3 protein-coding genes are annotated in these 3,942 nt (G+C 33.1%); 1 reads left to right on the top strand and 2 read right to left on the bottom strand.

Going from position 1 to position 3,942, the window contains the following annotated elements; translation table 11 throughout:
* Positions 1-588 precede the first annotated feature (588 nt).
* Positions 589-1,308, bottom strand: coding sequence for a hypothetical protein (locus tag AC3DU7_RS27665; protein ID WP_488042473.1), 720 nt, complete (start codon positions 1,306-1,308; stop codon positions 589-591).
* A gap of 1,060 nt (positions 1,309-2,368) precedes the next feature.
* On the opposite strand from AC3DU7_RS27665, the gene AC3DU7_RS27660 reads away from it, so the two are divergent.
* A complete protein-coding gene (locus AC3DU7_RS27660) occupies positions 2,369-2,833 on the top strand; it encodes a hypothetical protein (protein WP_488042472.1) in 465 nt (154 codons plus the stop codon).
* Between the two features lie 237 nt (positions 2,834-3,070).
* Here the strand turns inward: AC3DU7_RS27660 and AC3DU7_RS27655 are convergent, their stop codons facing one another.
* Positions 3,071-3,565, bottom strand: a complete 495-nt coding sequence (locus AC3DU7_RS27655; RefSeq protein WP_488042471.1) for a hypothetical protein — start codon at positions 3,563-3,565, stop codon at positions 3,071-3,073.
* Positions 3,566-3,942: the final 377 nt, after the last annotated feature.

Genomic DNA, 3,942 nt, shown 5'->3' with positions numbered 1-3,942 from the left:
AGTAGGGAGTAGTTAAGACGTAGAATAAATGGGAATTACAGAATCAGTGGCCAAAACAATAGTAAGAGTGATTTTTCGGCTGCGTGCAGGGCTTGAAAATCCTCATTTTTTTCACCATTACTTGCTGAAAAGCTCATACTTTTTCCAGACATAAATTGCCTAAAACCCATATCAGTCAATACTTTGATCGTTAATCAGCAAACCCTAACTAGATGTCAGCTATTAGCTTGGATTGAAACTCCAGCTCATGGGTGTCGGATAATTTAAAGAGGGTGTTCATTTGGCTAGACTACAGTATGGACGTTTCATGAAACGTCCCTACAACATTTTGGGCGTTGCTGAATACTGGGATGATTGAGACCGACACGGGGACACGGAGACACGGAGACACGGGGATGATAGTCGATCCTCTCTTATAAAATCATCCCACAATTATGCAATGCCACATTTTGCTTGTGAAGATGTGGTTCATTAATTTGAAAAGCGCTGTAAAATTCAGACAACGTAAGTACTTTTCCTTCTTCCTTCTTCCTTCTTCCTTCTTCCTTCTTCCTTCTTCCTTCTTCCTTCTGCTATAAAACTTTGTGCTTAAAATCTAGGAATTATAGGTAAAAATTGTGCTTGTTCTTTAAAATATTTCCATGCAATTGATTCCGGATCTTTTTGACTACTCCATTCTCCAAAATCAGGTTTTGTTTTCCGTTTACTGATAGTACTAGCATGAACATTTAGCCTAATTGCTAATTCTTTTTGGGTAAGAGGAGAAACTATTTCAGCAGCAGATTGAAGTTGGGAATTTTCTGGAATATCTTTTAGATGAGAATTTAGTCGGGAATTATTTGGCAGTTGAGCCTCATGATTTAAAACTTTCGAGATTAATTGAGTATTGTTTTCTAAAGTTTTATCCGTTGTTCTTTCAACTAGAGATACAGCAGTAGGAAAATAATATAATAAACCACCTTCTTGCGTAATTTCTAATTCAGCACTAAATTCTTTGGCTTGTTCATCAAGAAACTCTTGGACTATTTTTCCCGATAGTTGGGAATTTATCGCTAAGTCTAAGGCTGTAATATATCCATTATTTTCCTGAATTAACTGATAAAATATAGTATTCAAATAATCTTTTTGTTGTTTTTGTTTTTCCTGATAACGTTTGACGAACCAGGTAACTCCAGAAGCAATACTAATAACTGTGAATATACGCCAGGATAAACCTACCGTTAGTAATGCTAATCCCAAAGAAATTACTATGGGAAAATTATTTGTGGATTTATTATTATTGTTAAGGTTTCTTGGTTGTTCGGGCATTTTAATGTTCTTGAGCCAACTTTTATGCTTATGAGGTATCACCAACAGTTACTTTTAATATAGCTAAATATAGACAAAATTTGTCGATACTTTTAGCGGATTTTAATAAATAATGATGTGATTGGGATAAACTTTTGTCAATAATTAGGGTTTGCTGAATAAAGTCTTTTTGTTAGGGTAGGGAATAGGGAGTAGGGAGGTAGTTAAGAGTTAGGATTTAGTGGAGTTATATAAGAAGTAGTCATATCATATCCGGTTGAATACTTATTATTAATATAGTAAGGGAGTAGGGGAGTAGGGGAGTAAGGAAAATAGACAAATTTACTGTTTAAGCAAGAGGAGAGGATAAGTTTTTTCATCACTAATTATCCGGACATGATATCATTCATAATTTCCCCTAATTTTTTCTCTCATCATTACCCTAAAATCTTTACTTTTTTCACTCCATCAAGCAAAAAGATGGTACTTTTTCAGTACCTAAAATTCTTCAAACCAATATCAGTTAATGCTTTTTAATGCTTTGATGTTTAATCAGCAAACCCTAATTAAGAGTGTATCTATAAAATAAAAAATTAAGCCTTGATATAGGGTGGGTTTTGTTAACGCAGAGCTTCCGCTAAATGGCTGTTTGATTTTGCAGGTACTTTTTAAGTCGATCGGATTAATTATTAATAACATTGAAGTGATTTATAAAGCAAAACAAACACAATACGAGTTAGAATAAAATTTTTTTGCTAGTATTGATATTGCCTGGAATACCTAACTAAATTAATATTGAATCAAGCTAAAATTACAGGTAAACTGTTGAAATTATTGATCTATACTACAGCGTTACACAAATATGTTAGGACATTTTCCTATTGCTTGTTTCCTGTTCCCTGACAACTAATACTTATTGTCAAGTGCCAAAAAACGTAGTGCTATTTTAAGGCCAAATATTTTTAGAGGCTTAGTCAAAATTCCTGTGATAAAAATAACTTTTGTTAAAAGTATTTAACCGGACATAATATAACTATATTTTTATTAAGTATACCTGCTGAAGTTTGCAAGATTTTAAACAATGTTTCGTAAATTAAAAATTATTGGTGGGACTATTTTCGTCTATTTATCCATCGCTGGTTGTGGCCCTAGCAAAGTTTCTCAATGTAATGAATTGATTGTTACTATTAACAAGGGAAATACTCTTGTCAATTCTGAAAATTCCTTTGATGCTGCAACAACTAATCAGCTAGGAGGAGATTTAGAAGCAATTTCTCAGGAGTTAGAAGCTCTCAAACTTGAGGATGAAACTCTTCAGCAGTTTCAAAAAGACTTAACTCAAACATTTAAAGAACTTTCTCAAGCTTTTGTTCAAATGAGTTTAGCTCTTAAAACTAGCACACAAGTTGAAGCTTCATTAGAGGGTAGAAAAAAATTTAATCAGGCTAAAAATCAACTCACTCAAGCAGGCCAGCAGGCGGAGAAGGTTGCTACACAAAAAGACATTTTGTTAGATAAACTGGATACTTATTGTCAAAATAAATAAATTCATAGCACTTTACCGAAAAATTCAGGTATGAAGCCTCTCCATTCATTGATAAAAAAGAAAAAAAATCCTTTGATCCAATCCTCTTAAGTTTATAAGAAGAGGTAATTCTAAATTATAAATTATAAATTCTTGAAACCCAAATCAATAATTTCTCTGAATATTAAGTTTTAGGTGGTTATTTTTACGGGAAATCATTGATAGGCAAAATATTGATTGGTCGCTTAAATTAAACTATTAGTGATGAATTTCTAGCTCTAGTACATAATGTCCCATGCGTAACTGCTGAGACCATAGTTCATATTCTAAGCGTAGATAATCTGGAACTGGTTTTCCCTGAACTACTAAATTACGGGTAAAGTTACGCATTCGTAGCTGATAATGTAAATTGAATGACTCATCTTGGAGCCAATAACGACAAATGCCATATACTCCTCTTTCCCAGATATGACGGTAACAATATTTACCGCTTCCTTGCATAGTCATAATAACTCGCGAAGGGGCAACTTCTAACCATAAAAGTCTTGGCTTTAAGACAGTTGGCAATATTGATGGGTCATCTATGTTTGTACATGATGTTTCTTTGTCTGTAATTGCAGGTTCATGTAATAGTATGTGAAATTGATCGCGGTCTTTATGATATAGAGTGGCCGCTGTTTCAACTATCGACCAAATGGGCAAGTCTGTTGATATTAATGACAGACTCACGGGTTTGCGTTGATAAGTTAGCATATATTTTCTTAGGGTAAGTTGTAATTATTTAATGGTTGTTAGTTCTACAAAGATCAAAAATATTAGTCTTGGTTAATAGCTTTTTCTTTCCCACGCAACCTTGGTCAAATTCTATCTAATTTAGATTTCACTTTATTCCGAATCAGAATTTAAACTGTCGGTATGTACAGGAATTTTAAAGTAAGTGAGCTATACCCGCAGAACAACAATTTTTATCTATTAATCGATCATTATTAGATAATCTGTACTTCATAAATTTGCAATATGTTTTATATATAATGTGGTTTGTTATTTATAGGTTTTAGGGAATTCATACATCGAATAGGTCATTTCAGTTATCAGTTATCAGTTATCAGTTATCAGTTATCAGTTATCAG

Source organism: Okeania sp. (assembly GCF_983059655.1).
Note: the sequence above shows the minus strand (reverse complement) of the source record. Positions and strands in the feature narration are given on the sequence as shown.

Excerpts from the sequence above, each read along its gene's own strand:
- AC3DU7_RS27665 (WP_488042473.1), bottom strand. The coding sequence starts at position 1,308 with ATGCCCGAACAACCAAGAAACCTTAACAATAATAATAAATCCACAAAT.
- AC3DU7_RS27660 (WP_488042472.1), top strand. The coding sequence starts at position 2,369 with ATGTTTCGTAAATTAAAAATTATTGGTGGGACTATTTTCGTCTATTTA.
- AC3DU7_RS27655 (WP_488042471.1), bottom strand. The coding sequence starts at position 3,565 with ATGCTAACTTATCAACGCAAACCCGTGAGTCTGTCATTAATATCAACA.